Origin of the sequence: Pantoea allii, assembly GCF_002307475.1 — a bacterium.
Lineage (GTDB): Bacteria > Pseudomonadota > Gammaproteobacteria > Enterobacterales > Enterobacteriaceae > Pantoea > Pantoea allii.
Map to the genome: position 1 here is coordinate 62,453 of NZ_NTMH01000003.1, position 24,006 is coordinate 86,458.

Below are 24,006 nucleotides of genomic sequence, written 5' to 3' on the forward strand. Positions count from 1 at the left end.
AACGAGGGATTTATGAATTTTCTGGTTACCGGCGCAGCAGGCTTTATTGGCTTTCATGTAAGTCAACGCCTGCTGGCCGCCGGTCACCAGGTTGTCGGTATTGACAACCTGAATGACTACTACGATGTAAACCTTAAACAAGCTCGCCTTGATGTCATCGGCGATAATCCATCTTTTACCTTCATCAAAGTCGATTTGGCCGATCGCCAGGCTATTGCCGCACTTTTTGCACAGCACAACTTTCAACGCGTTATTCATTTGGCCGCTCAGGCAGGGGTACGTTATTCCATTGAAAATCCCCATGCTTATGCCGATGCCAACGTTATTGGGCACCTGAATATACTCGAAGGGTGCCGCCATCATAAAATCGAACATCTGCTCTATGCGTCATCCAGTTCGGTTTATGGCTTAAATAACAAGATGCCATTCTCAACAGAGGACAGTGTCGATCATCCGGTTTCATTGTATGCAGCGACCAAAAAAGCCAATGAGCTGATGTCGCATACTTACTCACATCTTTATCAATTACCCACAACCGGATTACGTTTTTTCACGGTATATGGTCCGTGGGGACGTCCGGACATGGCATTGTTTAAATTTACTCGGGCAATGCTCGCCGGTGAAGCGATAGATGTGTATAACCAAGGGCAAATGAAGCGCGACTTTACCTATATTGATGATGTAGTCGAGGCGATCGTTCGTTTGCAGGATGTGGTTCCGCAAGCCGATGTTAACTGGACCGTTGAAACGGGTTCTGCCGCGTCAAGCTCAGCCCCCTATAGTGTTTATAACCTGGGCAACAGCCAGCCTGTGAGTCTGATTCACTATATTGAGGCGATTGAAAAAGCGCTTGGCATATCGGCAAATAAAAACCTGATGCCAATGCAACCCGGCGATGTCCTGGCAACCAGCGCCGACACGACAGCGTTATATAATGCCATTGGATTTAAACCACAAACCGGTGTCGATGAAGGCGTCAGACGCTTTGTTGACTGGTACCGTAATTTTTACTCGGTGTGAAAAATAAAAAAGGAAGCAGTCGCTTCCTTTTTTTTGGTGTTGGTAATCAAATAGCTAAAGTGAAGCCAACAAAGAGCGAAACACGCCATTCATTACAGCAGGAAGTCGTCTAACTGCTTACCTTGTTCTTCCATGGCTTTTTTGATTGCTGCTGGCGTACGGCCCTGGCCTGTCCAGGTTTTAGCATCGCCATTTTCGTCAACAAACTGATATTTTGCAGGGCGAGCAGCACGTTTGGCTTTGCCTGAACTTTTTGATTCTGACAGCGCGCCGAATAATTCATTGGGATCGATGCCATCGGCTAACAGCATTTCACGATATTGCTCAAGTTTACGCGCACGTTCTTCGTTTTCTGCTTTGGAATGTGACTCTTCATCGCGACGCTCATTTACCACGACTTCAAGTTTTTCCAGCATTTCTTCCAGTGTTTCCAAAGAACACTCTCTGGCCTGGGCACGCAGCGTGCGGATATTATTAAGATTTTTAAGTGCTTCGCTCATTGTCCTGATCTCTGAATAATTAATAGGAGAGTTGTTCTGCCCGCTAATAGTAGTGGTGCAGAAAAATAACTTCAACATTAAATTAATTTTTAGCTTAAAAAGAGGAAAGAAGCAATTTAATGAATTATTAATTCGGCCTGATAACTGTGGCAGCTGTACCCGTGAATCAACGAGAACATTAAGCGCTTAGCGGAAAATGCGCTTGCGCATAAAGGGTAAATTAATGGTTCACCATGAAAGTGCTTTAATATTTATCTCTTAAACAAGACAAATCGGCGTGCCATATTAACCCGATATTATCAATTAGTGGTGCTAATCTGAACAGAAGATGCTGAAAATCACCACGGCATCACGGAGCAGATATGGTAAAATCGCCATTATTTAGTTTCATCATATCTGAGAAACGGCGCACATGGCTCAACTCTATTTCTACTATTCAGCAATGAATGCAGGTAAATCAACCGCTCTTTTGCAGTCATCTTACAATTACCAGGAACGCGGTATGCGAACGCTGGTCTATACTGCGGAAATCGATAATCGCTTTGGCGCAGGTAAGGTCAGTTCGCGTATTGGATTATCCTCACCAGCGGTACTGTATAATGCTGACAGCCAACTGGATGTAGAGATTGCACAAGAGCATGCACGCCAGCCTGTGCATTGTGTTCTGGTGGATGAAAGCCAGTTTCTGACGCGTGAACAGGTTAAGGCGCTGTCTGACGTGGTGGATGACCTGGATATTCCGGTACTGTGCTACGGGCTGCGGACCGACTTTCTTGGCGAGCTCTTTATCGGCAGTCAGTATCTGCTGGCCTGGGCAGATAAGCTGGTTGAACTGAAGACGGTTTGTCACTGCGGACGTAAAGCGGGCATGGTGCTGCGCCTCGACAGCGATGGCAAACCTTTCAGAGAAGGGGAACAGGTGGTGATTGGTGGAAATGAACGTTATATCTCGGTATGCCGTAAGCATTATAAGAAGGCGATAGAGCAGGGATGTTTGCAGGCCATTCATGGCGCGCAAACGCCCGTCGACTGATGACGTCACTCAATGGATTCGCTGCGGTTTGCCAGACCTTTCTCTGTTAAGGCCTCAAGCCTGTCGCGTTGCCTGACCTCAAATAATCAATAAGTCCGGTTCAGGACACCGTTATCATTCGTCATCGCGATCATCGCGCTAGCCAGGAGAGCGACGACGTTCTGCATAACAGTACAATAATTGTAATAAAAAACCCCTTGAGGCGCGTGCCAGACAAGGGGTTTTACAGCCCGTATTACCGGGCATTAACCTGATTAGGCTTTTTTAGCTTTCTTCGCCGCTTTACTGTCACCGACCGGCTGATCCACTGCCGCTTCAGCGGCACTTGAATAAGGCTCCACAAATTTGCGGCCATAATAGCTGTCAAGCATCAGCTGTTTCAGTTCGGCAATTAACGGATAGCGTGGGTTAGCGCCAGTACACTGGTCATCAAAGGCATCTTCGGCCAGTTTGTCCACTTTCGCCAGGAAATCGGCTTCCTGAACGCCGGCTTCACGAATTGAGGCCGGGATACCCAGTTCGGTTTTGATTTCGTCCAGCCAGGTCAGCAGTTTTTCGATTTTCTGCGCGGTGCGATCGCCCGGAGCCGTCAGACCCAGGTGATCCGCGACTTCAGCATAACGACGACGTGCCTGCGGACGGTCGTACTGGCTGAATGCGGTTTGCTTAGTCGGATTGTCATTGGCGTTATAGCGGATGACATTGGAAATCAGCAGCGAGTTAGCCAGTCCATGAGGAATATGGAACTCCGAGCCCAGCTTATGCGCCATTGAGTGGCAAACTCCCAGGAAGGCATTGGCAAAAGCTATACCGGCAATGGTAGCGGCATTGTGTACACGTTCACGGGCTACCGGGTTTTTGGCCCCCTCTGCATAGCTGGCGGGTAAATGCTCTTTGAGTAGCTTAAGTGCCTGCAGCGCCTGACCATCGGAATATTCATTTGCCAGGACGGACACATAGGCTTCAAGCGCATGGGTTACCGCATCCAGACCACCAAAGGCACAGAGTGAACGTGGCATATCCATTACCAGGTTCGCATCCACGATGGCCATATCCGGCGTCAGAGCGTAATCCGCCAGCGGATATTTCTGCCCGGTGGCGTCATCCGTTACTACCGCAAAAGGCGTTACTTCAGAACCGGTACCGGAGGTGGTGGTAATCGCCACCATACGTGCTTTCACGCCCATTTTCGGGAATTTATAGATACGTTTGCGGATATCCATAAAGCGCAGCGCCAGCTCTTCGAAATGGGTTTCCGGATGTTCATACATGACCCACATAATTTTGGCTGCGTCCATCGGGGAACCGCCACCCAGCGCCAGAATGACGTCGGGTTTAAAGCTGTTCATTTGTTCTGCGCCTTTGCGCACGATGCTTAATGTGGGGTCCGCTTCAACCTCAAAGAACACTTCGGTTTCGATACCGTGGGATTTTAAGACGCGGGTAACCTGATCGGCGTAGCCATTATTGAACAGGAAGCGGTCTGTCACCACAAACGCGCGTTTTGCCCCGTCGGTAGCGATCTCTTCCAGTGCAATGGGTAAAGAGCCACGACGGAAGTAAATGGACTTTGGAAGTTTATGCCACAACATATTTTCAGCTCGCTTGGCTACGGTTTTCTTATTGATCAGATGTTTAGGTCCAACGTTTTCAGAAATGGAGTTACCACCCCAGGAACCACAGCCCAATGTCAGAGAGGGGGCGAGTTTAAAGTTGTACAAATCACCAATGCCGCCCTGAGAGGCCGGAGTATTGATAAGAATGCGGGCCGTTTTCATTTTGTCGCCAAAGTAGTGCACGCGTTCTGTCTGATTGTCCTGATCGGTATAAAGACAGGAGGTGTGACCAATGCCACCCATCGCCACCAGTTTCTCCGCTTTGCTGACGGCATCTTCATAATCTTTAGCACGGTACATCGCAAGTGTCGGCGACAGCTTTTCATGGGCAAAAGGTTCTGATTCATCGACCCGTTCAACTTCACCAATCAGGATTTTTGTTTCTGCCGGAACGCTGAGGCCAGCCATCTCTGCAATTTTCACCGCGGGCTGACCGACAATGGCGGCGTTGAGCCCGCCGTTTTTCAGAATAATATTTTGTACGGCACTGAGATCCTGTCCCTTGAGCAGATAGCCGCCATGGCTGGAGAAGCGCTCACGCACGGCGTCATAAACGGAGTCCACCACGATGACAGACTGCTCAGAGGCGCAGATCACGCCGTTGTCGAACGTTTTCGACATCAGAATGGACGCGACGGCGCGCTTAATATCGGCGGTTTCATCAATCACCACCGGCGTGTTACCCGCCCCTACGCCAATAGCCGGTTTTCCTGAGCTGTACGCGGCTTTAACCATGCCGGGTCCACCTGTAGCAAGAATCAGGTTGATATCGGGGTGATGCATCAGCTGATTGGACAGTTCAACAGAAGGCGCGTCGATCCAGCCGATAATGTCTTTAGGCGCGCCAGCAGCGATGGCAGCCTGCAGTACAATATCCGCCGCTTTATTGGTTGCGTCTTTGGCGCGAGGGTGAGGTGAGAAGATAATACCGTTGCGGGTTTTAAGGCTGATAAGGGCTTTGAAGATAGCGGTCGACGTGGGGTTGGTTGTGGGAACAATGCCGCAAATCAGGCCGATGGGTTCAGCAATCGTGATGGTGCCAAAAGTGTCATCGGTTTGCAGCACGCCGCAGGTTTTTTCATCTTTGTAAGCGTTATAGATATATTCAGAAGCAAAGTGGTTTTTGATAACTTTATCTTCAACAATACCCATACCGGATTCTGCAACCGCCATTTTAGCGAGGGGAATGCGGGCATCGGCGGCGGCCAGCGCAGCGGCGCGGAAGATGGCATCGACCTGTTGTTGAGAAAAGTTGGCGAATTCTTGCTGGGCTTTTTTTACACGTTCAACCAGTGCATTGAGTTCAGCGACATTAGTAACGGCCATTGTGCTCTCCTGAGGAAGTTAAACTTTTTTAGTAAACAAGCCTGAGTCCCTGAGTATAGTTATGATGCAAACGCCAACCATTTCGGGAGTAAAGCAGCAAGTTTTCAATTGTTTACTAAAAGCGCTTTCTTGCGGTTTAAACGTGAGACACGCGTTGCTGACAGGCAAAGAGTACCTGGTTTGGGGGAGACCAATGATGATTCAGATCAATTTTGATCGCGGCTGACACCTTTCAGCCAGCCTGCGATCACAGCCATACGACGAAGTAAAAAAACCGTAATAAAAGTAACATCTACCGCAGGATATTTAATGGCTGGTAGAACGCGCTAAAGTGTAAGTAAATTAACAGAATAAATAACTAACAGGTCATCTGGCGCCCAGGGCATTTTTCCCTTACATTAGGCGCGTTTTTTTCATCTGGGATGTGGAGTCAACCGTGAATCCTGCGCTATTAGATCTGTCTGGCTATATCAAGTTTTTCGTAGGCCTGTTTGCACTGGTTAACCCCATTGGCATCATTCCGGTATTTATCAGCATGACCCGTTATCAGGGCGTGGCTGAACGCAATAAAACCAATCTGACGGCAAATCTCGCCGTGGCGATTATTCTATGGACCTCACTGTTTTTAGGCGATGCGATCCTGCATGTTTTTGGTATCTCTATCGATTCGTTCCGCATTGCAGGCGGTATTCTGGTCGTGACGATCGCCATGTCGATGATCAGCGGAAAATTAGGCGAGGATAAACAAAACAAGCAGGAAAAATCGGAGACGGCCATTCGGGAAAGTGTCGGCGTGGTTCCGCTGGCGCTGCCGTTAATGGCTGGCCCTGGCGCGATCAGTTCGACCATCGTCTGGGGTACCCGTTACCATAACTGGCTTAATCTGCTGGGTTTTACCGTAGCTATTGCCATTTTTGCCTTCAGCTGTTGGTTACTGTTCCGCGCTGCTCCCTTGATGGTCAGGTTGTTAGGGCAGACCGGTATTAACGTCATCACCCGTATCATGGGGTTATTGTTAATGGCCCTGGGGATTGAATTTGTCGTTACCGGAATTAAAGCGATTTTTCCCGGTCTGGTCGGATAAAAGGCACTTATTTAAATAAAAATAATAAGAAACGCGCTAATCTGGTGCAAATTCCGGTTGTTTTGCACCATTTTAATGCAATTATTTATCTGTCTTCATATCCCTCAGCAGTTATCACTTCCACTAATAGCTTCCTGCTTCCACTCCGTGCCCGCATTCTCACCCTGTCACTATTTTCACATTACATTCTGCTTTAACTGCCTAAGTTGGCATGATTAATGCTGGTATACGTCCCAAAAAGCGTTTTTAAATGATGGGGCGAGGTGAAATAACCCTACAACAACACAGTCAAACGGCTGGATTGTTATTTTTTGGTTAAATTACCATCAAATCGATGAGTCTGTTTATTAATCAGTCTGTTAAGCTATTTTTATGGCGAAAATTAACACTTCCTCTGGGAAAAATCTCATGATAAAAGAGAATCAGGTAACATTTTAGCTATTTAGTTTTGGCGCCCCTCAACGGCATCTGCTAATTTTCGGCGCATCGATAAAGTTTTCCCGAATGTCCAAACAATAAGATTTATTCCTTATTGATGACGGGATGGCAGAATAAAAGTTGGCACTTAACAAGGGTTGGTAAATGAACACGCAGCACTATCTGGCTTGTTTAGCATTAACTATGACAGTTTTACCCACCAGTGCCGCGACTGTGCCATCAGATGTCGCGTTGTCCGCAAACCAACAAATCGTCATTAATAACGGATCAGAAGTGGCCTCACTTGACCCGCATAAGACAGAAGGTGTGCCGGAGTCGAACATCATCCTCAACCTGCTGGACGGGCTGGTTAACACGGATAATGATGGCAAGGTCGTGCCGGGCGTTGCCGAAAGCTGGCAAAATCAGCAGGGCAAAGTCTGGACATTTACGCTGCGCGACAATGCTAAATGGAGCAACGGTGAGCCGGTGACGGCAAAGGATTTCGTTTATAGCTGGCGTCGTCTTGCCGATCCTAAAACGGCTTCCCCTTATGCCAGTTATTTGCAGGCTGCGCACATTGCCAATGTTGAGGCGATTCTTGCCGGTAAAGCCGCCCCAGACCAACTGGGAGTGAAAGCCCTTGATGACCGCCATCTGCAGGTTACCTTAACCGAGCCGGTGCCCTATTTAGTGGCAATGCTGGCGCACACCGCAATGAAGCCCGTCTATGCACCTGCGATTGAACAGTGGGGCGAAGCATGGACACAACCCGGCCACTACATCGGCAACGGTGCCTATACGCTGAGCGACTGGGTAGTGAATGAAAAAATCGTCCTGAAGCGTAATCCGCGCTACTGGAACAACCGCCAGACCGTCATTGAGCAAGGAATGTTTTTACCGATCAGCTCGGAAAACAGCGATATCAATCGTTATCGTAGCGGTGGCATTGATATGACCAACAGCGCGGTTCCGCCTGACATGTTCGCTAAATTGCGTAAAGACATCGGCGATGAAGTGAAAGTCAGTCCGCTGCTCTGCACCTTTTATTACGAAATTAATAACAAAAAACCACCGTTTACCGATGCACGCGTTCGCGCGGCCATCAAAATGACGCTGGATCGCGACATCATCGCCAATAAAATTATGGGACAGGGGCAAATTCCTGCCTACAGCTTTACGCCGCCTTATACTGCTGGCGCAAAATTGGCCGCGCCTGCGTGGATGGCCTGGTCACAGCCGCAACGAAATGACGCGGCGAAAAAATTGCTGGCCGAGGCCGGTTATAACGATAAAAACCCGCTGCGGTTTACGCTGCTTTATAACACCTCTGATCAAAACAAAACCCAGGCTATCGCCGCCGCGTCCATGTGGCAACGCAACCTGGGCGCGCAGGTGACGTTACAAAATCAGGAATGGAAAACCCTGCTGGAAACACGTCATCAGGCACAATATGACGTGGTTCGCGCCACCTGGTGTGCGGATTACAATGAGCCCTCTACTTTCCTCAATATGTTCCAGAGTCAGTCGTCGACCAATACGGCGTTTTACCGCAGCGCGGAATACGATCGCCTGTTAGCCGCAACATTAACAACTGAGAATGAAGCCGATCGCGCATTATTGTATCAGCAGGCTGAAACACAACTCGACAAAGACTCAGCAATTGTGCCAGTTTACTATCGCGTCAGTGTGCGACTGGTCAAACCCTGGATTGGCGGGTTTACCGGCCACGATCCGCAGGACATGACAGATCTGAAATATTATTTTATTAAACAACACTGAGTCACGCGCTTAACCGGCGGCACAGCCGGGAAGGGCGTGACCGTGCAGACCACACTACAGGGTCAATACTCCCCGGCAGGCAAACACCGGGGACCCGAATACGGGGAACGCTGAGGTCGCAAATACCCTCAGTGAAAATAAAAAACTGGAGTTATGAATGAACAACATCACGAAGAAAACCCTGATTGCTGCCAGCGTCTTTGCAGCGATGAGTGCGTTCACAGCGAACAGCGTTATGGCAGCCACGGTACCTGCTGGGGTTGAACTGGCCGCGAAGCAGGAGCTGGTTAAAGGAAACGGTAGCGAAATCCAGTCGATGGATCCGCATAAAATTGAAGGCGTGCCGGAATCAAACGTCAGCCACGATTTGTTTGAAGGGCTGGTGATTAGTGATACGGATGGCCACCCAATCCCGGGCGTGGCGGAAAGCTGGGATAATAAAGATTTTAAGGTCTGGACCTTCCATCTGCGTAAAAATGCCAAATGGTCGAATGGTGAACCGGTAACGGCACAGGACTTTGTATACAGCTGGCAGCGTCTGGCGAATCCTAAAACGGCATCGCCTTATGCTAGCTTCTTGCAATATGGTCACCTTGAGAATGTTGACGATATTATTGCCGGTAAGAAAAGTCCGTCTGAGTTAGGTGTGAAAGCCCTGGATGACCACACCCTGCAGGTTACCCTGGATGAACCTGTACCTTATTTTTACAAATTGCTGATCCACTCATCGATGTCGCCAGTGAATAAAGGCGCAATCGAGAAGTATGGTGACCAGTGGACTTTACCGCAAAACATGGTCAGCAATGGTGCCTTCAAGCTTGATTCCCATGTTGTCAACGAACGCATTACGTTAGTACGCAACCCAGAGTATTGGGATAATGCGCACACTGTATTGAACAAAGTAACCTTCCTGCCCATTTCCTCAGAAGTTAGTGATGTTAACCGCTACTTCTCCGATAACGGCAGCGACATGACCTATAACAATATGCCGATTGAGCTGTTTAAGAAATTACAGCGTGATAACGGTAAAGAACTGCATGTCGATCCGTATCTGTGCACTTACTATTATGAAATTAACAACCAGAAAGCGCCATTTACCGATCCGCGCGTGCGTGCTGCACTGAAACTGGGTCTTGATCGCGACATCATCGTAGATAAGGTACTGGCTCAGGGGCAGAAGCCAGCATATAGCTATACACCACCGGCAACTGATGGCATGTCATTGTTAAAACCAGACTGGTTTACCTGGTCGCAGGAAAAACGCAACGCTGAAGCGAAAAAATTGTTGGCCGAAGCAGGTTACACGCCTGAAAAACCGCTGACGTTTAATTTGCTGTATAACACGTCGGATTTGCATAAAAAGCTGGCTATCGCTGCCTCTTCAATCTGGGCAAAAAACCTGGGCGTCAAAGTGAAACTGGAGAACCAGGAGTGGAAAACTTTCCTGGATACGCGTCATCAGGGCAACTTTGATGTTGCACGTGCTGGCTGGTGTGCCGACTACAACGAACCAACGTCATTCCTGAACACCATGCTGTCAGACAGCAGTAATAACACGCCACACTATAAGAGCCCTGAGTTTGATAAGGTGATGAAAGATGCGTTGGCTGCTGGGGATGAAAAAGCCCGTGCCGCCGATTATCAGAAAGCCGAACAGATTCTGGATAAAGATTCCGTTATCGTGCCACTTTACTACTACGTCAATACACGTTTAGTGAAGCCGTATGTGGGTGGCTATACCGGTAAGGATCCACTGGATTACACCTACGATAAAAACCTGTATATCATCAAGCACTAACAGAACATATACCAAGAACAGCGGCGGCGCCTCGCGCGCCGCCTGTACTTTTTTTAATGCAATGTGAAGCACCAGCCTGGTAGGTACGGCAATGTTAAAATTCATCCTGCGTCGATTGCTTGAAGCAATTCCGACGCTTTTCGTTCTGATTACCATCTCCTTCTTTATGATGCGACTGGCACCCGGCAGTCCTTTTACCAGCGAGCGCACGCTCTCGCCAGAGGTCATGGCAAATATTGAGGCGAAATATCACCTCAACGATCCTATCGGTAAGCAATATGTTGATTATCTTATTCAACTGGCGCACGGCGATTTTGGTCCCTCGTTTAAATACAAAGATTATTCGGTGAACTACCTGGTCGGTCATGCGTTTCCGGTTTCTGCCAAGCTAGGTCTTGCTGCCTTTATTCTGGCGGTGGTGCTGGGGGTAACGGCCGGCGTAATCGCGGCGCTGAAACAAAACAGCCTGTGGGATTATGTTGTGATGGGGGTGGCAATGACCGGCGTGGTGATACCCAGTTTCGTGGTCGCACCGCTATTGGTTCTGGTTTTCGCTATCACGCTTAAGTGGCTCCCCGGCGGCGGCTGGAACGGCGGACAATGGAACTACATGCTGCTGCCGATGGTGGCGCTCTCACTCGCCTATATCGCCAGTATCGCGCGTATTACCCGCGGCTCGATGATTGAAGTTATGCACTCCAACTTTATTCGTACCGCGCGTGCGAAAGGTTTGCCGTTGCGTCGTATCGTATTACGTCATGCACTGAAGCCTGCGCTGTTGCCAGTGATTTCTTATATGGGACCGGCCTTTGTCGGCATCATCACCGGCTCTATGGTCATTGAGTCCATCTACGGATTGCCGGGCATTGGTCAGCTGTTCGTGAACGGTGCGCTGAACCGTGATTACTCACTGGTGCTGAGCCTGACCATTCTGGTGGGGTTATTAACCATTCTGTTTAACGCGATTGTCGATGTGCTGTACGCCGTAATCGACCCGAAAATCCGCTACTGATTCTGGAGTTCGCCATGATGTTAAGTAAGAAAAATAGCGAAGCTCTTGATGCATTCAGTGAAAAACTGGAAGTCGAAGGGCGTAGCCTGTGGCAGGATGCCCGACGTCGTTTTATCCATAACCGTGCCGCGTTAATTAGCCTGATGGTGCTGATGCTCATCACGCTGTTTGTGATTTTCGCGCCTATGCTGTCACAGTTCTCCTATTTCGATACAGACTGGGGAATGATGTCATCACCGCCGGATACGACTTCAGGTCACTGGTTCGGCACTGACTCATCAGGGCGCGATTTATTGGTGCGCGTCGCCATTGGGGGGCGTATTTCCCTGATGGTAGGGATTGCCGCCGCCCTGATCGCCGTCATCGTCGGCACCCTGTACGGTTCAATCGCTGGTTACCTCGGGGGGAAAACGGATTCCGTGATGATGCGTATTCTGGAAATCCTTAACTCCTTCCCGTTCATGTTCTTCGTTATCCTGCTGGTGACCTTCTTTGGCCGCAATATCCTGCTTATTTTTGCCGCTATCGGTATGGTTTCCTGGCTGGACATGGCGCGTATCGTGCGTGGTCAGACCTTAAGCCTGAAACGCAAAGAGTTTATCGAAGCCGCGCATGTCGGTGGTGTTTCCACCTGGAAAATTGTGACGCGCCATATCGTCCCTAACGTACTGGGTGTGGTGGTGGTTTACGCTTCGCTGCTGGTGCCCAGTATGATTCTGTTTGAATCTTTCCTGAGCTTCCTGGGGCTGGGAACCCAGGAGCCCTTGAGTAGCTGGGGCGCATTGCTTAGCGATGGTGCTAACTCCATGGAAGTCTCGCCGTGGCTGTTACTGTTCCCGGCGGTTTTCCTGGTTGTCACCTTGTTCTGTTTCAACTTTATTGGCGATGGCCTGCGTGATGCCCTCGACCCCAAAGATCGTTAAGGAGTTTCCCGATGACTATTCATGAATTTCAGCCTTCTCAGGCTGCACGCACGGGAAGCGAACTGCTGCTTGATGTCAAAGATTTACGCGTCACTTTTGGCACCCACGATGGTGACGTGACGGCGGTTAACGATCTCAACTTTTCACTGCGCGCGGGGGAAACCTTAGGCATTGTGGGCGAGTCGGGCTCAGGCAAATCACAAACCGCGTTTGCGCTGATGGGGCTGCTGGCCAGCAATGGTCGTATCGGCGGATCGGCGTTGTTTAACGGTAAGGAGATCCTTAACCTGCCTGAAAAACAGCTGAACAGACTGCGTGCCGAGCAAATCGCCATGATCTTTCAGGACCCCATGACCTCACTGAACCCCTACATGCGGGTTGGCGAGCAGTTAATGGAAGTGCTGAAGCTGCATAAAGGCATGAGCAGCGCCCAGGCATTTGAAGAGTCGATAAAAATGCTGGATGCGGTAAAAATGCCGGAAGCGCGTAAACGCATGAAAATGTATCCCCATGAGTTTTCAGGCGGGATGCGTCAGCGTGTAATGATTGCGATGGCGTTGATGTGTCGTCCTAAGCTGCTGATTGCCGATGAACCCACGACCGCACTGGACGTGACGGTTCAGGCGCAGATTATGACATTGCTGAATGAACTCAAGCGCGAGTTCAATACGGCGATCATCATGATTACCCACGATCTGGGGGTGGTCGCGGGGATCTGCGACAAAGTGCTGGTGATGTATGCTGGACGCACGATGGAATATGGCCGTGCACGCGATGTCTTTTATCAGCCAGCCCATCCTTACTCTATTGGCCTTCTGAACGCCGTCCCAAGGCTGGATGCAGAAGGGGAAAGCCTGACGACTATTCCCGGGAATCCGCCTAACCTGCTGCGTTTGCCGCAGGGTTGTCCGTTCCAGCCGCGCTGTCCTCATGCCATGGATATCTGTTCTAAAGCACCGCCGCTGTTACCTTTTGCAGAAGGGCGTTTACGCGCCTGCTTTAAGCCGGTGGAGGAACTCGTATGAGCAGCCTGGCAGAGAAAAAAGTCTTACTCGAAATCGCCGATCTGAAAGTCCATTTTGATATCAAAGATGGCAAGCAGTGGTTCTGGCAGCCGCCAAAAACCCTTAAGGCCGTCGATGGGGTCAGCCTGCGCCTGTATGAGGGCGAAACGCTGGGCGTTGTCGGTGAATCAGGTTGCGGAAAGTCTACGCTGGCGCGTGCCATTATTGGCCTGGTTAAGGCCACAGAGGGCCGCGTATCCTGGCTGGGACGCAACCTGCTTGGACAGAGCCAGGAAGAGTGGCGCAAGGCGCGTAGCGATATCCAGATGATTTTTCAGGACCCGCTGGCCTCGTTAAACCCACGTATGACCATCGGCGATATCATCGCAGAGCCGTTACGCACTTATCACCCGGAGCTGTCGCGCCAGGATATCAAAGATCGCGTCAAGACCATGATGATGAAGGTCGGGCTCCTGCCTAACCTGATCAACCGTTATCCTCACGAGTTCTCTGGCGGGCAGTGCCAGCGTATTGGCATCGCGCGCGCCTTGATACTTGAGCCTAAGCTGATCATTTGCGATGAGCCGGTGTCGGCGCTGGACGTCTCTATCCAGGCGCAGGTGGTTAACCTGCTACAGCAACTGCAGCGTGAAATGGGGCTGTCGCTGATCTTTATCGCGCATGACCTGGCGGTGGTGAAACATATCTCTGATCGCGTATTGGTGATGTATCTGGGACATGCCGTTGAGCTGGGCACTTACGATGAGGTGTACACCAATCCGCAGCATCCTTACACCAAAGCGCTGATGTCGGCGGTGCCGATCCCCGATCCGGACCTGGAGAAAAACAAGCAGATTCAGCTTCTGGAAGGGGAATTACCGTCCCCGATTAATCCGCCCTCTGGATGCGTCTTCCGTACCCGTTGCCCGATTGCCGGCCCGGAGTGTGCGAAGACCCGACCGCTGCTTGAAGGCAGTTTCCGTCACGCGGTGTCCTGCCTGAAGGTGGACCCGCTATAAAGCAAAACGCCGGGCATTTGCCCGGCGTTTATTTGTCATCTGTCAGCTATTCACGCCATAAAATATGGCACAGCTTGTGATCTTTTTCGCGACACAGCAGTACGCGCGCGAAGACATCCGTAATTGGCTCGCCGTCCGCTTCGCCCAGGCCGATAACCACTTCTGAAAAAAAGTCGGGATTCAAATCAAAATCCACATGATCCTGCCAGTCATCTGACGGATCGAACAGCTCTGCGCCACCGCGCTCTTCAAACTGCAGATTGAACAGAATGATATCGGCAGGATCAAGATTGTCGCCTGCCAGTTCAAGAAAAATGTCGTAGGCCTGTTCCAGCGTTTCGTCTTCTGTCAGGCGGTTGTTTAGATCCATTCTCAGTCCCGTTTATCTAAGGGCAGTTCGTAATTTCGCTCGTTTTACAGTAAAGGACTAAAGAAGTAAAACAGTCGTTCGACAATCCGCTGCCACCAGGCACGTTTTGCCCAGCGTTTAGCGTCAAGCAGGCGCGAACGGGCAATATAGTCGTCCTGCACACAGGCCAGATCGCTGCCAAATCCGGCATCATCCACGGCAAGGGTAATTTCAAAGTTCAGCCACAAACTACGCATATCCAGATTGACGGTGCCGACCAGGCTCAACTGACCGTCCACCAGTACGCTTTTGGTATGCAGCAGGCCATCTTCAAACTGATAGATCTTCACGCCAGCCTCAAGTAGCTCGCCAAAAAATGAGCGGCTTGCCCAGCCGACCAGCAGAGAATCATTATGAAGGGGCACCACAAGACTCACGTTGACTCCGCGTAACGCCGCCGTGCAGATAGCATGAAGCAGGTCATCACTCGGCACCAGATAGGGCGTGGTCATGATTAACTGCTCACGTGCTGAATAAACTGCCGTAAGCAGCGCCTGGTGAATCAAGTCTTCCGGAAAACCAGGGCCGGAAGCAATAACCTGCACGGTGTGGCCACTTTCCTGCTCAAACGGCATGATATTGCGGTCGGGCGGCGGCGGCAGAATACGTTTGCCGGTTTCAATCTCCCAGTCACAGCTATACACAATCCCCATCGCCGTCGATACCGGGCCTTCCATTCGGGCCATCAGATCAACCCACTGACCCACGCCAGCCTCTTGTTTAAAGAAGCGCGGATCAACCAGATTCATGCTGCCCGTGTAGGCAATATAGTTATCAATCAGCACCATTTTACGATGCTGACGCAAATCCATGCGGCGCAGGAATACGCGCAGCAGGCTGACCTGGAGCGCCTCCACAACGTCGATGCCTGCGTTACGCATCATGCCCACCCACGGGCTTCTGAAAAACGCAACGCTCCCCGCAGAGTCAAGCATGAGCCGGCAGTGAACGCCACGGCGTGATGCAGCCATTAACGACTCGGCCACTTCGTCCGCCAGACCGCCCGGATTCCAGATATAGAACACCATCTCGACGTTATGACGCGCCAGCTGGATATCGCGAATTAACGCCTTCATCACGTCATCAGAACTGGTCAGTAGCTGTAGCTGATTACCTTTTACGCCCGCAATGCCCTGGCGGTTATTGCACAATTGAAATAAAGCGCGCGCAACGTCGCTGTAATCCGTTGCAAAAATTTCGGTGCGCTTTTTTAAATCATTCAGCCAGCGGGCGGTGGACGGCCACATGGTACGCGCCCGTTCAGCACGGCGTTTCCCCAAATGCAGTTCACCAAAGGATAAATAAGCAATGATGCCCACCAGCGGCAGAATAAAGATAATCAGCAGCCATGCCATGGCTGAGGTCACGGCCCGTCGCTTCATCAGGATGCGCAGCGTGATGCCGGCGATCAGCAACCAGTAACCAAACAACAACAACCAGCTGATAAGCGTGTAAAACGTGGTCATTAAGTGGACATCCTGTTCGCGCTTGAGTTTGAGAAGTTTACGTGGAGATGCAGAGGAGCGAAACCCTTAATAATAACGGCTTTTCGATGAAAGATCCGATTTGGCATTGGCTCAGAGATCTTTATAATGCCTGCGCGTGAGTTTGGTGTCAGAGAGGACGTAATGAGAAAAAGCAGAAACGAAGTTGCCCGCTGGAGAATGTTGCGTCAGGTACAGCGCCGACGTTCGCGCTGGCTGGAAGGGCAGTCACGTCGCTATAAACGTATTCACGGGATTCGCCATCAACTGGCGCAGCAGCAACGTCGCTCGATTCTGTTTATCACGCAAAATCTGTAATCATTCAGCCGCGTTGAGCGGCTGATAAATCTACTGTCCGGTCATCAATAATTTTACGTTGACCAACTGTACCGCGGCGGCCAGAACAATCAGCATCACAATCAGGTGTTTTTTATTACGCCAGCCGTGTTTGCGCCACAGACAGAGCGCCGCCCCGACTAACAGCGTGATGACCAGTAACAGGGTCAAAATGATCGCTTGCATAAAACATCATCTCGAAAAAAAAGCTTCAGAGCGGCTGCCCGGAAGCTTTTTTGCATGGGAGTCGAATCAGAAAACGCGCTTGAAGGGCTTCACACTGACTTGCTTATAAACGCCTGCGGCGATATAGGGATCGTCTGCCGCCCAGGCCTGCGCCGTTTCCAGTGACGGGAATTCAGCGACCACGGTAGAGCCCGTAAACCCAGCAACGCCAGGATCGTTACTGTCCACCGCAGGCATAGGCCCGGCAACGATTAACCGACCTTCTTCATGTAACAACTTCAGACGTGCCAGGTGAGCGGGGCGCACGGCGTTGCGTTTTTCCAGAGAATCGGCGTTATCTTCAGCATAAATGACGTAAAGCAATTGGGCGCTCCCATTAACTCTTAAATTTTGCAACACGGTAAGTGATAGTTAAGTAGAGTGCAAACGAAACCTTGCGTCAATGACCTACGCAGCATATTGGGCTAAATAGGCTTTTTTAGCCGCATCATAAGGAGGTTATTGAAACTGATTGCTATTTGCATTTAAAATCGGGACTTCATTTCATTACTGCGATTGTTATGACCACGCTGACTATGCCCTTACCTAAACGCTCGCCTGTTGCTATGTTCTTGTCTGTTGCGCTTCACGGTGCAGTCATTGGCGGGATTCTCTATGCGTCTTTTCATCAGACCATTGAGTTGCCCAAGGCATCACAGCCGATTAGCGTGACCATGGTTGCACCGGACGTTCAGCCTGAACCTGCAGTCGCTCAACCCGAGCCGCAACCGGAACCCCAGCCAGAACCGGAGCCCGTGCCGGAGCCTCAACCCGCACCAGAGCCGCCGAAGCCCGCGCCTGTGCCGATCCCCAAACCGCAACCTAAGCCTAAACCTAAACCTAAGCCAGAGCCCAGGCACGAACAGCCAAAACGCGAAGTTAAACCGCGTCAGGACGTGAAGCCGCAGGCGAACCCGTTTAAGCAGGATGCGCCTGCAACGCAAAGTAAACCCACGACGGCCCCGAAAAGTACGCCGTCGGCAGCACCGACGCAGAGCGTATCCAACGGGCCTAAAGCGCTTAATATCAGTAAGCCGTCTTATCCGCCTCGGGCTGCGGCATTACGTATCGAAGGACGCGTCAGGGTGAAATTTGACGTGGATAGCGATGGTCGGGTCGATAATATCGACATTCTCTCTGCTGAGCCGCGTAACATGTTTGAGCGCACCGTTAAACAGGCTATGCGGACGTGGCGTTATCAAAGTGGTAAGCCGGGCAGCGGTTTGACGATGAATATCGTGTTCAAAATTAATGGCGGGGCCAGCATCGAGTGACGCCGGGGGCGAAAGTGATGCAGCGGTGAGCGATCTACACGTGACAAGCGCTCACCGCGAACGGGCTGTTAGCGGGATTGTAGATGCATCGTTTAATCAGGAAGGGAATGACTGATTATCCCGTCCTGCGGGCAGTTGGCGAGGCTGTCCTTCGTTATCGACAGCGACATAAATAAACACTGCTTCGGTGGCACAGTAGGTCTGCCCAATCGGTTCAGAAGAGACTTTCTTAATCCACACCTGAACGTTGATCGTCATCGAACTGTTGCCGGTTCGAATACATTGCGCATAGCAACTGACGACATCGCCCACCGCGACGGGTTTTAAAAACGTCATGCCATCGACGCGAACGGTAACAACACGGCCTTCGGCGATCTCTTTAGCCTGAATCGCGCCACCCATATCCATTTGTGACATTAACCAGCCACCAAAGATATCGCCGTTGGCATTGGTATCCGCTGGCATGGCCAGGGTGCGCATCACCATTTCGCCCTGGGGCAATTTATGTTTATCGTCCATTGCTCTGGTTTCTTATGTCATCGTAAGAGAAACGCTGCCCGCTAACACGGGCAACAGGATTATTTTTGTTCTTGTTGCGGCATCTTACGCCAGATATAGACGCCGCTCAGGAGCGTGAACAGCAGCGTAAGGCCGGTCAGTCCAAACACTTTAAAGTTAACCCAGAATGACTGGGGTAACCAAAATGCAACATATATGTTCGCCAGACCACAAATCAAGAAGAACAGTGCCCAGGCAATGTTGAGTTTACGCCAGACGTGCTCAGGCAGCTCCAGCTCTTTACCCAGCATGGTCTGAATTAACGGCTGCTGCATAAACCACTGGCTAAACAGTAACGCCAGCGCAAACAGGGTGTAAATAACCGTGACTTTCCATTTGATAAACTCATCATTATGGAAAACCAGCGTCAGGGTGCCGAATACCGCCACCAGAACGAAGGTAAAGATGGTCATTTTTTCGAGCTTGCGATACAGCACCCAGCTCGCCACCAGTGCCAGACCAGTTGCGACAATCAGTGCGCCCGACGCCACGAAAATGTCGTACAACTTGTAAAAAATAAAGAAAACAACAAGGGGAAGAAAGTCGAGTAGCTGCTTCATAGTCATTCCAGTTAAGGCTGCCTTTCCAGCCAGTGCGCCGGGCGGCGCACGGACAATCAACGTAACAGCATATAAAGCCGGTACAAATAAATCACTAACAGAGTGGAAACCAGGTTACCTATAGCGGTGAAAATGACCGTTGAAACGTTTATAGGTAATACCGTCAATGAGGTAAAGAAAAACATTACGGCAAGCTTCGCCAGTAACCACAGGATAATGGCAGGGGCAATCAGCTTCACGTTTTTCCATGCCATCCGCATGCTGGCGCGCATCGAGGCGATAACGCCGAGTTTTTCACTGGCCAGAATAATCGGCGACAGTGATAGCACAATAGTCAGCAATACGCCGGGCACCACCAACACCATAAAACCCAGTTGCGCCACTAAGGTGACTAAAAAAGTCAGCAGCAGTAACTTCGGCAGCAAGGGCGCGGCAGCGCCTATCGCACGCAGTGCACTGACACGCTGGCCTGAAGAGACTAACGGAATCAGACAGAGCATACCGCCTAACAGCAGCGTATTCCCCACCAGGCCCGCAAACGTCCCGGCTGCAGAGGCGCGGAGCAGCACCTGTTGCTGTTCGGGTGTCATACTCTGCACCAGGTCAAACAGCGACGTACTGCTTATCTCGCCTTGTTGCAAGATCGCCATTTGATCTTCACCGGGCGTTAAAACATGCAACAGCATGACCGTCACAAACGCGGTCAGCAGCGACATTAACACCAGGGTGAACAATTGATGACGAAAAAAATTTCCAGTGTCACGGTATAACGAGCTTGCCGTGATAGACATGTACTCTCCTTGAAAGAACCGGGTTAATTAACCCGGCGATTGTACATGTTCTGGAGGCTCGCTGGCACCCGCAACCGGATAACTTTCTGTCATAACAGGTAAAGATGGGTGAAAAAGTGCGGGGAGGCCGTACCGTGCTCTGGCGCGATCGCAACCTTCATTCCAGACACCTTGTTCCCCGGACATGTCAAACTCACGACAGGGTGAGGGCCGGTTCTCATAAATACCGCAGGAAACGCAGCCGCCAATATCGCCTTTAAGGGCGACGCAGCGCGGTGAGCGATCGTTAGTTCCGCGCATATTCCGCATCAACAGACTCAATGGCTCGGTGAGTTCTGTGGGCACCAGACCGCCGGCATCATCGGCTTCAGCCCAGTAAAAAGAGACACGAAAGTGGGCACAGCAGGCACCACAGCTAATACAAGGATTGATATTTTCGCTCATTTGATCGCCCGCCACCTCTAAGGCATCGAACCAAAATAGTCAGGAAAGAAGAGCAAAGTAATGCGGCGATATTATTTCGGCAAGAGATATTTAGCCTGCAGCAGCAGGTGTAAAATTGACTTGAATCAATTCATTGTTTTTTAAATCATTTTTCTAAGTTGATTAAGATGCATTTACCAAAGAATCGCGCTAAATCTGTGCGGGCAAAAATAATTCAGTGCAGGCATTTAATTTCTCACAGGAGTGAACATGAAACTAGCTAAATGCGCCATGCTGCTGGCGCTTGCGTTACCGCAATTTGCGCTGGCCCATCAGGCTGGCGATTTCTTTGTGCGTGCAGGGAGTGCTACCGTTCGCCCCACCGAAGGCTCGGACAATGTGCTGGGAATGGGGTCCTTTAGCGCCAGCAATGACACCCAGCTGGGCCTAACCTTTACCTATATGGCTACTGACAATATTGGCGTCGAGCTTCTGGCCGCCACGCCGTTTCGTCATAAAGTGGGGCTTGGCCCAACCGGCACCCTGGCGACGGTAAGACAACTGCCGCCTACGTTGATGGCACAGTACTATTTTTTTGACAGCCAGAGTAAGGTCCGTCCCTATGTCGGCGTGGGGGTGAACTACACCACCTTTTATGATGCGGATTTTAACCAGACCGGACGTGATGCGGGCTTAAGCGATCTGAGTCTGAAAAATTCGTGGGGCGTAGCCGGTCAGGTCGGGCTGGATTATCAGATCAACCGTGACTGGATGCTGAACGCGTCTCTGTGGTACATGGATATTGATACTGACGTGAAATTCAAAGCCGGCGATCAGCAGCAGAACATCCATATGCGCGTTGATCCCTGGGTATTCTTCTTCGGGGCAGGTTACCGCTTCTGATAAAAAAAGGGCCACTGAAAAGTGGCCCTTCGTGTGATGGATACGGCGTTATTTAATTTGCATGTTATTGACGACGGATCTTACGCCGGCCACGCTGCGGGTAACCTGTACTGCATGGTTAGCCATCTGCGGCGAGCTGACAAAACCGCTGAGCTGCACTTTACCCTTAAAGGTTTCAACGTTAATTTCAGTCGATTTCAGCGACTCATCTTTTAACAGTTCTGCTTTCACTTTGGTCGTGATGACAGTGTCATCAATATAACCGCCGGTGCCTTCTTTAGTTGGCGTTGGCGCACAGGCGCTCAGTGTTAATGCAACAACAGCCGCGACCATGGCACTTGCCAGCACTTTAAACCATTTCATTGCTTCTCTCCCTGTCACAAATTGGATGCGACGTTACCATAACGGCGCCTGTTAATTGTGGTGCAGGAAATCCGAAATTAGCAAACCGGTAATGAAAAAAAACAGGGAAATCATGCCTTACCGGACGGTAAGGCATGAAGGCGATTAGCGGGTAGCGGCTTTCAGGTTACCAATGAAGGTTTTCAGGGCATCCAGCATCACCTCGGGTTCGGCCTGATGCTGCTCAATAATTTTGACCACAGCCGAGCCGGAAATCGCACCGGCAGTCCCCGCCGCGAGCGATTCTTTGACCTGTGAGGGTTCGGAAATCCCAAAGCCCTGTAGCGGTGGCGCGGCGTGATATTCACGTAGCTTTGCAATCAGGTGATCCAGCGGCAGGCTGGCCCGCTTCTCAGTCCCGGTGACGCCGGCACGGGATAACAGATAGGTATAACCGCGCCCGTGAGAGGCAATCTCACGTAGCAGCTCATCGCTGGCGTTAGGTGGGCAAATGAAAATTGGCGCAATGCCATGTCGCATCGCAGCCTGGCGGAACGGCGCTGATTCTTCCACAGGCACATCTGCCACAAGCACTGAGTCAACTCCAGCCTGGGCACAACGCGCATAGAACTCATCAATACCGTTGCTGAATACAAGGTTGGCATACATCAGTAAGCCAATAGGTAATTCAGGATATTTATGACGTATAGCTGCCAGCATTTCAAAGCACTGTGCCGTCGTGGTACCGGCCGCAAATGCCCGTAGCGTGGCGCTTTGGATGGTTGGCCCATCCGCTAACGGATCGGAAAAAGGAATGCCCAGTTCAAGCGCGTCAGCCCCACCTTCTACCAGCGCATCAATAATCCGTAATGACAGCGCGGGTGAAGGATCGCCCAGCGTGACGAAGGGCACCAGTGCGCCTTCTTTCTTCGCCGCCAGGCGCGTAAACAGTTGATCATAACGTTCCATCAGATTTCTCCCTGCGCAGTCAGAATATCGTGAACGGTGAAGATATCTTTATCCCCGCGACCGGAAAGGTTCACCACAATCAGTTGCTCTTTTTCCGGTTCTGCCTCAATCATCTTCAGGGCATACGCCAGGGCATGAGCCGACTCCAGCGCAGGAATGATGCCTTCGGCGCGGCACAGCTTTTTAAAGGCAGCAAGCGCTTCATTGTCGGTGACTGACACATAGTCGGCCCGACCAATGCTGTTGAGATGGGCGTGCTGTGGGCCAACAGAAGGGAAGTCAAGCCCGGCTGAAATTGAGTACGACTCCTCAATCTGCCCCTCGTCGGTCTGCATCATCGGTGATTTCATACCGAAATAAATGCCGACGCGGCCATGCTTCAGTGGCGCACCGTGTTCACCCGTTTCAATACCGTGTCCCGCAGGCTCAACGCCAATCAGCTTGACACTTTCTTCGTCAATAAAGTCGGCAAACATACCGATGGCGTTGGAACCGCCGCCGACACAGGCGATAATCGCATCCGGTAGGCGACCTTCCTTTTCCAGAATCTGTTTTTTGGTCTCTTCACCAATCATGCGCTGAAATTCGCGCACAATCGTCGGGAAGGGGTGCGGGCCGGCAGCGGTGCCCAGCATATAGTGCGAGGTTTCATAGCTGCCTGACCAGTCACGTAGCGCTTCATTACAGGCATCTTTCAGCGTGGCTGAACCACTGTGTACCGGAATCACTTCGGCACCCATCAGGCGCATACGGAAGACGTTCGGCGACTGACGCTCCACGTCTTTAGCACCCATATAGATACGGCATTTCATGCCCAGTAACGCACAGGCGAGCGCAGAGGCAACGCCATGTTGACCTGCACCGGTTTCGGCGATGATCTCATTCTTGCCCATGCGTTTCGCCAGCAGGGCCTGACCTAAAACCTGGTTAGTCTTGTGCGCACCGCCGTGCAGCAGATCTTCGCGTTTCAGATACAGGCGGGTTTTTGTCCCTTTTGCCAGGTTGCTGCACAGGGTTAACGCCGTGGGACGGCCCGCATAGTTTTTCAGCAGGTCGGTAAATTCAGCCTGAAATTCAGGATCTTTCTGCGCGCTAACAAAGGCTTCTTCTAACTGTTTTAGCGCTGGCATCAAAATTTGCGGCACATACATGCCGCCGAAGTCGCCAAAATAGGGATTGAGTAAGGTCATGTTTTGCT

The 24,006-nt window shown here is 50.9% G+C and carries 25 protein-coding genes; 12 read left to right on the forward strand and 13 right to left on the reverse strand.

Annotated features, from left to right (window positions below; genetic code table 11):
• The first annotated feature begins 12 nt into the window (after positions 1-12).
• Positions 13-1,020 (forward strand): NAD-dependent epimerase, encoded by a 1,008-nt coding sequence (locus CMR03_RS01110; protein ID WP_063879801.1) that lies wholly within the window; start codon positions 13-15, stop codon positions 1,018-1,020.
• Between the two features lie 92 nt (positions 1,021-1,112).
• Here the strand turns inward: CMR03_RS01110 and hns are convergent, their stop codons facing one another.
• Positions 1,113-1,520: a histone-like nucleoid-structuring protein H-NS gene (gene hns / locus CMR03_RS01115; RefSeq protein ID WP_063879800.1), complete on the reverse strand. Its 408-nt coding sequence runs from the start codon at positions 1,518-1,520 to the stop codon at positions 1,113-1,115.
• Between the two features lie 412 nt (positions 1,521-1,932).
• Between hns and tdk the strand changes: the two genes are divergently transcribed.
• Positions 1,933-2,553, forward strand: coding sequence for a thymidine kinase (gene tdk / locus CMR03_RS01120; RefSeq protein WP_063879799.1), 621 nt, complete (start codon positions 1,933-1,935; stop codon positions 2,551-2,553).
• Positions 2,554-2,807: 254 nt separating this feature from the next.
• Here tdk and adhE read toward each other — a convergent pair whose 3' ends face one another.
• Positions 2,808-5,495: a bifunctional acetaldehyde-CoA/alcohol dehydrogenase gene (gene adhE, locus CMR03_RS01125; protein ID WP_063879798.1), complete on the reverse strand. Its 2,688-nt coding sequence runs from the start codon at positions 5,493-5,495 to the stop codon at positions 2,808-2,810.
• Positions 5,496-5,931: 436 nt separating this feature from the next.
• Here adhE and CMR03_RS01130 point away from each other — a divergent pair, with 436 nt between their 5' ends.
• The 7 genes from CMR03_RS01130 (at position 5,932) to oppF (ending at position 14,534) form a co-directional block, all read left to right on the forward strand.
• Positions 5,932-6,579, forward strand: a complete 648-nt coding sequence (locus CMR03_RS01130) for a YchE family NAAT transporter (protein ID WP_096010515.1) — start codon at positions 5,932-5,934, stop codon at positions 6,577-6,579.
• Between the two features lie 582 nt (positions 6,580-7,161).
• Positions 7,162-8,778, forward strand: coding sequence for an ABC transporter substrate-binding protein (locus CMR03_RS01135; protein WP_096010516.1), 1,617 nt, complete (start codon positions 7,162-7,164; stop codon positions 8,776-8,778).
• Between the two features lie 157 nt (positions 8,779-8,935).
• Positions 8,936-10,576, forward strand: coding sequence for an oligopeptide ABC transporter substrate-binding protein OppA (gene oppA / locus CMR03_RS01140; RefSeq protein WP_063879795.1), 1,641 nt, complete (start codon positions 8,936-8,938; stop codon positions 10,574-10,576).
• A gap of 91 nt (positions 10,577-10,667) precedes the next feature.
• A complete protein-coding gene (gene oppB / locus CMR03_RS01150; protein WP_013025963.1) occupies positions 10,668-11,588 on the forward strand; it encodes an oligopeptide ABC transporter permease OppB in 921 nt (306 codons plus the stop codon).
• Positions 11,589-11,602: 14 nt separating this feature from the next.
• Positions 11,603-12,511: an oligopeptide ABC transporter permease OppC gene (gene oppC, locus CMR03_RS01155; protein WP_063879794.1), complete on the forward strand. Its 909-nt coding sequence runs from the start codon at positions 11,603-11,605 to the stop codon at positions 12,509-12,511.
• Positions 12,512-12,522: 11 nt separating this feature from the next.
• Positions 12,523-13,536, forward strand: a complete 1,014-nt coding sequence (oppD, locus tag CMR03_RS01160) for an ABC transporter ATP-binding protein (protein WP_063879793.1) — start codon at positions 12,523-12,525, stop codon at positions 13,534-13,536.
• Positions 13,533-14,534 (forward strand): murein tripeptide/oligopeptide ABC transporter ATP binding protein OppF, encoded by a 1,002-nt coding sequence (gene oppF, locus CMR03_RS01165; RefSeq protein ID WP_063879792.1) that lies wholly within the window; start codon positions 13,533-13,535, stop codon positions 14,532-14,534. The genes oppD and oppF overlap by 4 nt, the downstream gene beginning before the upstream one ends.
• 46 nt (positions 14,535-14,580) lie before the next feature.
• Here the strand turns inward: oppF and CMR03_RS01170 are convergent, their stop codons facing one another.
• Positions 14,581-14,910, reverse strand: a complete 330-nt coding sequence (locus tag CMR03_RS01170) for an HI1450 family dsDNA-mimic protein (protein ID WP_208624999.1) — start codon at positions 14,908-14,910, stop codon at positions 14,581-14,583.
• 38 nt (positions 14,911-14,948) lie between these two features.
• Complete coding sequence (gene cls, locus CMR03_RS01175; protein WP_063879791.1) at positions 14,949-16,409, reverse strand: cardiolipin synthase; 1,461 nt, start codon at positions 16,407-16,409, stop codon at positions 14,949-14,951.
• 162 nt (positions 16,410-16,571) lie between these two features.
• Between cls and CMR03_RS01180 the strand changes: the two genes are divergently transcribed.
• Complete coding sequence (locus CMR03_RS01180) at positions 16,572-16,745, forward strand: YciY family protein (protein WP_096010518.1); 174 nt, start codon at positions 16,572-16,574, stop codon at positions 16,743-16,745.
• 30 nt (positions 16,746-16,775) lie between these two features.
• Here CMR03_RS01180 and CMR03_RS25165 read toward each other — a convergent pair whose 3' ends face one another.
• Together CMR03_RS25165 and CMR03_RS01185 are read right to left on the reverse strand one after the other, a co-directional pair.
• Positions 16,776-16,949, reverse strand: coding sequence for a hypothetical protein (locus CMR03_RS25165; protein WP_164484316.1), 174 nt, complete (start codon positions 16,947-16,949; stop codon positions 16,776-16,778).
• 66 nt (positions 16,950-17,015) lie between these two features.
• The gene (locus tag CMR03_RS01185; protein WP_014605725.1) at positions 17,016-17,312 is read right to left on the reverse strand and encodes a YciI family protein; all 297 of its coding nucleotides are present in this window, start codon (positions 17,310-17,312) and stop codon (positions 17,016-17,018) included.
• Between the two features lie 197 nt (positions 17,313-17,509).
• On the opposite strand from CMR03_RS01185, the gene tonB reads away from it, so the two are divergent.
• The gene (tonB, locus tag CMR03_RS01190) at positions 17,510-18,262 is read left to right on the forward strand and encodes a TonB system transport protein TonB (RefSeq protein ID WP_096010706.1); all 753 of its coding nucleotides are present in this window, start codon (positions 17,510-17,512) and stop codon (positions 18,260-18,262) included.
• A gap of 96 nt (positions 18,263-18,358) precedes the next feature.
• On the opposite strand, the gene yciA is transcribed toward tonB, so the two are convergent.
• The 4 genes from yciA to CMR03_RS01210 are packed head-to-tail and all read right to left on the reverse strand — an operon-like array spanning position 18,359 to position 20,615.
• Complete coding sequence (yciA, locus tag CMR03_RS01195) at positions 18,359-18,781, reverse strand: acyl-CoA thioester hydrolase YciA (RefSeq protein WP_063879789.1); 423 nt, start codon at positions 18,779-18,781, stop codon at positions 18,359-18,361.
• A gap of 59 nt (positions 18,782-18,840) precedes the next feature.
• On the reverse strand, positions 18,841-19,380 hold the full coding sequence (locus tag CMR03_RS01200) for a septation protein A (protein ID WP_063879788.1): 540 nt from the start codon (positions 19,378-19,380) through the stop codon (positions 18,841-18,843).
• Positions 19,381-19,436: 56 nt separating this feature from the next.
• Positions 19,437-20,171: a YciC family protein gene (locus tag CMR03_RS01205; protein ID WP_063879787.1), complete on the reverse strand. Its 735-nt coding sequence runs from the start codon at positions 20,169-20,171 to the stop codon at positions 19,437-19,439.
• A gap of 27 nt (positions 20,172-20,198) precedes the next feature.
• Positions 20,199-20,615: a YkgJ family cysteine cluster protein gene (locus tag CMR03_RS01210; protein WP_063879786.1), complete on the reverse strand. Its 417-nt coding sequence runs from the start codon at positions 20,613-20,615 to the stop codon at positions 20,199-20,201.
• Between the two features lie 249 nt (positions 20,616-20,864).
• Between CMR03_RS01210 and ompW the strand changes: the two genes are divergently transcribed.
• Positions 20,865-21,497 carry an outer membrane protein OmpW gene (gene ompW, locus CMR03_RS01215; protein ID WP_096010519.1) on the forward strand — a complete coding sequence of 211 codons (633 nt, stop codon included), beginning with the start codon at positions 20,865-20,867 and terminating at the stop codon, positions 21,495-21,497.
• Between the two features lie 48 nt (positions 21,498-21,545).
• On the opposite strand, the gene CMR03_RS01220 is transcribed toward ompW, so the two are convergent.
• The 3 genes from CMR03_RS01220 to trpB form a co-directional block, all read right to left on the reverse strand.
• The gene (locus CMR03_RS01220) at positions 21,546-21,860 is read right to left on the reverse strand and encodes a BON domain-containing protein (RefSeq protein WP_014605729.1); all 315 of its coding nucleotides are present in this window, start codon (positions 21,858-21,860) and stop codon (positions 21,546-21,548) included.
• A 144-nt stretch (positions 21,861-22,004) separates the two neighbouring features.
• Positions 22,005-22,808, reverse strand: coding sequence for a tryptophan synthase subunit alpha (gene trpA / locus CMR03_RS01225; RefSeq protein WP_063879784.1), 804 nt, complete (start codon positions 22,806-22,808; stop codon positions 22,005-22,007).
• Positions 22,808-23,998, reverse strand: coding sequence for a tryptophan synthase subunit beta (trpB, locus tag CMR03_RS01230; protein ID WP_096010520.1), 1,191 nt, complete (start codon positions 23,996-23,998; stop codon positions 22,808-22,810). Before trpB ends, trpA begins: the two co-directional genes overlap by 1 nt.
• Between the last annotated feature and the right edge of the window lie 8 nt (positions 23,999-24,006).

Excerpts from the sequence above, each read along its gene's own strand:
- CMR03_RS01110 (WP_063879801.1), top strand. The coding sequence starts at position 13 with ATGAATTTTCTGGTTACCGGCGCAGCAGGCTTTATTGGCTTTCATGTA.
- hns (WP_063879800.1), bottom strand. The coding sequence starts at position 1,520 with ATGAGCGAAGCACTTAAAAATCTTAATAATATCCGCACGCTGCGTGCC.
- tdk (WP_063879799.1), top strand. The coding sequence starts at position 1,933 with ATGGCTCAACTCTATTTCTACTATTCAGCAATGAATGCAGGTAAATCA.
- adhE (WP_063879798.1), bottom strand. The coding sequence starts at position 5,495 with ATGGCCGTTACTAATGTCGCTGAACTCAATGCACTGGTTGAACGTGTA.
- CMR03_RS01135 (WP_096010516.1), top strand. The coding sequence starts at position 7,162 with ATGAACACGCAGCACTATCTGGCTTGTTTAGCATTAACTATGACAGTT.
- oppA (WP_063879795.1), top strand. The coding sequence starts at position 8,936 with ATGAACAACATCACGAAGAAAACCCTGATTGCTGCCAGCGTCTTTGCA.
- oppB (WP_013025963.1), top strand. The coding sequence starts at position 10,668 with ATGTTAAAATTCATCCTGCGTCGATTGCTTGAAGCAATTCCGACGCTT.
- oppC (WP_063879794.1), top strand. The coding sequence starts at position 11,603 with ATGATGTTAAGTAAGAAAAATAGCGAAGCTCTTGATGCATTCAGTGAA.
- oppD (WP_063879793.1), top strand. The coding sequence starts at position 12,523 with ATGACTATTCATGAATTTCAGCCTTCTCAGGCTGCACGCACGGGAAGC.
- oppF (WP_063879792.1), top strand. The coding sequence starts at position 13,533 with ATGAGCAGCCTGGCAGAGAAAAAAGTCTTACTCGAAATCGCCGATCTG.
- cls (WP_063879791.1), bottom strand. The coding sequence starts at position 16,409 with ATGACCACGTTTTACACGCTTATCAGCTGGTTGTTGTTGTTTGGTTAC.
- CMR03_RS01180 (WP_096010518.1), top strand. The coding sequence starts at position 16,572 with ATGAGAAAAAGCAGAAACGAAGTTGCCCGCTGGAGAATGTTGCGTCAG.
- CMR03_RS25165 (WP_164484316.1), bottom strand. The coding sequence starts at position 16,949 with ATGCAAGCGATCATTTTGACCCTGTTACTGGTCATCACGCTGTTAGTC.
- tonB (WP_096010706.1), top strand. The coding sequence starts at position 17,510 with ATGACCACGCTGACTATGCCCTTACCTAAACGCTCGCCTGTTGCTATG.
- yciA (WP_063879789.1), bottom strand. The coding sequence starts at position 18,781 with ATGGACGATAAACATAAATTGCCCCAGGGCGAAATGGTGATGCGCACC.
- CMR03_RS01200 (WP_063879788.1), bottom strand. The coding sequence starts at position 19,380 with ATGAAGCAGCTACTCGACTTTCTTCCCCTTGTTGTTTTCTTTATTTTT.
- CMR03_RS01205 (WP_063879787.1), bottom strand. The coding sequence starts at position 20,171 with ATGTCTATCACGGCAAGCTCGTTATACCGTGACACTGGAAATTTTTTT.
- CMR03_RS01210 (WP_063879786.1), bottom strand. The coding sequence starts at position 20,615 with ATGAGCGAAAATATCAATCCTTGTATTAGCTGTGGTGCCTGCTGTGCC.
- ompW (WP_096010519.1), top strand. The coding sequence starts at position 20,865 with ATGAAACTAGCTAAATGCGCCATGCTGCTGGCGCTTGCGTTACCGCAA.
- CMR03_RS01220 (WP_014605729.1), bottom strand. The coding sequence starts at position 21,860 with ATGAAATGGTTTAAAGTGCTGGCAAGTGCCATGGTCGCGGCTGTTGTT.
- trpA (WP_063879784.1), bottom strand. The coding sequence starts at position 22,808 with ATGGAACGTTATGATCAACTGTTTACGCGCCTGGCGGCGAAGAAAGAA.
- trpB (WP_096010520.1), bottom strand. The coding sequence starts at position 23,998 with ATGACCTTACTCAATCCCTATTTTGGCGACTTCGGCGGCATGTATGTG.